The sequence below is a fragment of the Ruegeria haliotis genome (genome assembly GCF_013377785.1).
Lineage (GTDB): Bacteria > Pseudomonadota > Alphaproteobacteria > Rhodobacterales > Rhodobacteraceae > Ruegeria > Ruegeria haliotis.
In genome coordinates this window covers 1-4,472 of sequence record NZ_JABXWT010000046.1, presented here as the reverse complement: position 1 = coordinate 4,472, position 4,472 = coordinate 1, and the positions used below count along the sequence as shown (strand labels likewise).

The window sequence follows — 4,472 nt, the reverse complement described above, 5'->3', positions numbered from 1 at the left end:
AACCCCCGCCTTTTGGCGGGGGTGATTGTGATTGTGTATTTATTCAGCGGCGTCTTCGTATTCTGACATGGGTGGGCATGTGCAGATGAGGTGTCTGTCGCCGTAGACGTTGTCGACGCGGTTGACGGGGGACCAGTATTTGTCGACGCTCATCGATCCCGGGGGGAAGCAGGCCTGTTCGCGGCTGTAGGGCCGGTCCCAGTCGCCGACCAGATCGCGCACCGTGTGGGGGGCATTTTTCAGCGGGTTGTTTTCCGCGTCGATCTTGCCGTCGATGATGTCCTGCGCCTCGGCCCGGATTGACAGCATGGCGTCGCAGAAGCGGTCCAGCTCATCCTTGGGCTCGGATTCCGTGGGCTCGACCATCAGGGTTCCGGCCACCGGCCAGGACATGGTCGGCGCGTGGAAGCCTGAATCCACCAGACGCTTGGCCACGTCGTCGACGGTGACATGCGCCGCCTCGTCCAGCGGGCGGGTGTCGAGGATGCATTCATGCGCCACCCGACCGGTTTCCGAGGTGTAGAGGATCGGATAGGCATCCTGCAGCCGCGCCGCGATGTAGTTGGCGTTCAGAATGGCCACCTTGGTCGCCTGGGTCAGACCCGCGCCGCCCATCAGCAGCACATAGGCCCAGCTAACCGGCAGGATCGAAGGCGACCCAAACGGGGCTGCCGAGACCGGACCCACGGCGGTGCCGTATTCCGGGTGTCCGGGCAGGTGCTCTTCCAGATGCGCCTTGACGCCGATCGGACCCATGCCGGGGCCGCCACCGCCATGCGGGATGCAGAAGGTCTTGTGCAGGTTCAGGTGGCTGACATCGCCGCCGATCTTGCCCGGCTGGGCCAGACCAACCATGGCGTTCATGTTGGCGCCGTCGATATAAACCTGACCCCCGTGATCATGGGTGATCTGGCAGACCTCCTGCACCGTTTCCTCGAACACACCATGGGTCGAGGGGTAGGTGATCATGCAGGCGGCCAGATGGTCGGAGTGCTTTTCGGCCTTCTCGCGGAAGTCGGTGACATCGATATTGCCGTTGTCATCCGCCTTCACCGGCACCACCTGATAGCCCACCATCTGGGCCGAGGCCGGGTTGGTGCCATGGGCCGAGGTCGGGATCAGGCAGACATTGCGTTGCGCCTCGCCGCGCGCCGCATGGTAGTTGCGGATGGTCAGCAGGCCCGCATATTCGCCCTGCGCGCCCGAGTTGGGCTGCTGCGAGATCGCATCATAACCGGTGATCTGGCACAGCTTGTCGTTCAGATCACCGATCATTTGGGTGTAGCCCTGCGCCTGATCTTGTGGGCAGAACGGGTGCAGATTGCTGAACTCGGGCCAGGTGACCGGGATCATCTCGATCGTGGCGTTCAGCTTCATGGTGCAGGACCCCAGCGGGATCATCGCCCGGTCCAGCGCCAGATCGCGGTCGGCCAGACGGCGCATGTACCGCGTGATCTCGGCCTCGGCCCGGTTCTTGTGGAAGATCGGGTGGGTCAGGTATTCGCTTTCGCGCAGCGCATAGTCCGGCAGGCGGTATTGCTTGTTCGAGCTGTCATCCTTGCGGTCGATACCAAACGCACCCCAGACCGCTTCGATGGTTTCGGGGCGGGTCTGTTCGTCGAGGCTGATGCCGACCTTGCTGTCGCCAACCTTGCGCAGGTTGACGCCACGGGCCACGGCGGCCTCCATCACCACATTCTGCAGATGGCCGACCTCGACCGTGATGGTATCGAAGAACACCTCGGGTTCCACGGCAAAGCCCGCCTCTTCCAGACCGGCGGCCAGGCGCGAGGTCTTGCGGTGCACCGATTGTGCGATGGCCTTGATGCCATCGGGGCCATGGTACACGGCGTACATCGAGGCGATCACCGCCAGCAGCGCCTGCGCAGTGCAGACATTTGAGTTGGCTTTTTCGCGGCGAATGTGTTGCTCGCGGGTCTGCAGCGCCAGACGATAGGCCTTGTTGCCGCGCGCGTCGATGCTGACGCCGATGATCCGGCCGGGCATCGAGCGCTTCAGCTTGTCACTGGTCGCCATATAGGCCGCGTGCGGGCCACCATAGCCCATCGGTACGCCAAAACGCTGGGTCGAGCCGATGGCGATATCCGCGCCCATCTCGCCGGGCGACTTCAGCAGCGCCAGCGACAGGATGTCGGCGGCGACAATGGCGATGGCTTTATGTTCATGCAGCGCCGCGATCTCAGCCGAGAAGTCGCGCACATGACCATGGGTGCCGGGATACTGGAAGATCGCGCCAAAGACGGAACCTGCATCCAGCGTGTCGGGATCAGCTACCTGCACGTCGATGCCCAGAGGCTCGGCGCGCGTTTTAATGACCGCGATGGTCTGCGGGTGGCAATTCTTATCCACGAAGAAGGCCGCGTTGTTGGCTTTGGAGCGGCCGCCCCGCTTGGCCATCGCCATCGCCTCGGCGGCTGCGGTGGCTTCGTCCAACAAGGACGCGTTGGCCACGTCCAGCCCGGTCAGATCGCTGACCATGGTCTGGAAGTTCAACAGCGCCTCAAGCCGGCCCTGGCTGATCTCGGGTTGATACGGTGTATAGGCCGTGTACCAAGCCGGGTTTTCCAGGATGTTGCGCAGGATCGGTGCCGGGGTGGTGGTGCCGTAATAGCCCTGCCCGATCAGCGAGGTCAGAACCTTGTTCTTGCTCGCCACCTCTTTCATATGGAACAGTGCATCACGTTCCGTCATCGCCGGACCCCAGTCCAGCGGCTCTTTCTGCCGGATCGCAGGCGGGACGGTAGCGTCGATCAGCTGGTCCAGCGTCTTGAAGCCGATCACCTGCAGCATGTCGCGCATCTCGGTGGGCGACGGGCCGATGTGGCGGCGATTGGCGAAGTCATAGGCTTCGTAATCGGTCAGTTTGAAGGCCATTGCAGCGCTCCTTGTGGAATGTCTCACCCAGCCGCTCTGGCAGGAGCCTCCGGCGGGAGTATTTATCAAAAAGATGAAGCGGCGGGTCCGCGCAGGGACCCAACCAAGGATCAGCCGATCAGGGCCTTGTAGCCATCCAGATCCATCAGATCTTCCAGCTGCGAGGCGTCGCTCAACTTGATCTTGTAGATCCAGGCCGCACCTTCAGGGTCTTCGTTCAGCGCGCCGGGAGTATCAGCCAGTGCCTCGTTCACCTCGGTGATCTCGCCATCAACCGGGGCGTAGAGTTCCGAGGCGGCCTTGACGGATTCGATCACGCCGATCTCGCCGCCTTTTTCGAACTCGTCGCCCGCTTCCTGCTGTTCCACGAACACCACGTCGCCCAGCTGTTCGGCCGCATGTTTGGTGATGCCCAGCGTGGCCGTGTCCCCTTCGACGGTCAGCCATTCATGCTCTTCGGAATAATAGGTTGCCATGTTGTCTCTCTCCTGACTTCAACGCTTGTAATTCTGTTTGACGAAGGGCAGCGCCACGATCTCGGCCGGTTGCGGCTTGCCCCGGATGATCAGGTTCACCACCTCACCCGGTTCGCCATGGCCCGCCGCGACATAGCCCAACGCCACCGGGCCGCCGACCGTGGGGCCAAACCCGCCCGAGGTGATCTGGCCGATCGTATTGCCTTGCGCGCACTGGATCTCTACGCCCTGACGTGCCGGTGCGCGGCCTTCGGGCTTGATACCCACCAGCTTACGCGCCGGGCCTTCGGCCAGTTCCTTTTGCACCCGGTCCGCGCCCGGAAAGCCGCCTTCTTCCTTGCGGCGCTTCTGGATCGCCCAACCAAGGCTGGCCTCAATCGGCGAGGTGCTCTGGTCGATGTCATTGCCGTACAGGCACAGACCCGCCTCCAGCCGCAAGCTGTCGCGCGCGCCCAGACCCGCTGGCGCGCAATCCTCATGTGCCAGGAAGGCTTTGGTGATCTCGATCGCCTTGTCCTCGGGGATCGAGATCTCGTAGCCGTCCTCGCCCGTGTAGCCCAGCCGCGAGATGCGGCAGTCAACACCCAGGATCGGGGCCACGGTGGTTTCCATGAAAGTCAGATCGCGCGCGACAGGGCAAAGCGCACCCACCACATCCTCGGCCTTGGGACCCTGCACCGCCACCAGCGCGCGGTCGAAGATCTCGGTCACTTCGACCCCGTCCAGATTATCGCGCATATGCGGGATATCCTGATGCCGCAGCGCCGCGTTCACCACCACAAAGAAGTGATCCCCCGCGTTCGACACGATCAGGTCATCCATGATCCCGCCATCCGCATTGGTGAAAAACCCATATCGTGCCTTGCCGGGCTTCAGCGTCGCATAGGCCTGAGGACACAACGCCTCGAGCTTCTCGCCCACATTCTCACCGCGCAAAATAACCTGACCCATATGGCTCACATCAAACACCGCCGCCTTCTCACGACACTGATTATGCTCCCCCATAATCCCCAAAGGATACTGTACAGGCATCTCCCAGCCCGCAAAATCAACCAACTTACCACCCAGCGAGACGTGCAACGAGTGGAGAGGCGTCCGTTT

General features: G+C 62.5%; 3 protein-coding genes. All 3 read right to left on the bottom strand.

Annotation, left to right across the window (positions count from 1 at the left end):
* Nucleotides 1-39: 39 nt before the first annotated feature.
* Entirely contained in the window at nt 40-2,895 is a 2,856-nt protein-coding gene (gcvP, locus tag HW561_RS23155; RefSeq protein ID WP_176867737.1) for an aminomethyl-transferring glycine dehydrogenase, read from the bottom strand.
* Nucleotides 2,896-3,005: 110 nt separating this feature from the next.
* Entirely contained in the window at nt 3,006-3,371 is a 366-nt protein-coding gene (gcvH, locus tag HW561_RS23150) for a glycine cleavage system protein GcvH (protein ID WP_176867736.1), read from the bottom strand.
* Between the two features lie 18 nt (nt 3,372-3,389).
* Nucleotides 3,390-4,472: glycine cleavage system aminomethyltransferase GcvT (gene gcvT, locus HW561_RS23145; RefSeq protein ID WP_176867734.1), on the bottom strand; the 1,083-nt coding region annotated here is incomplete at its 5' end.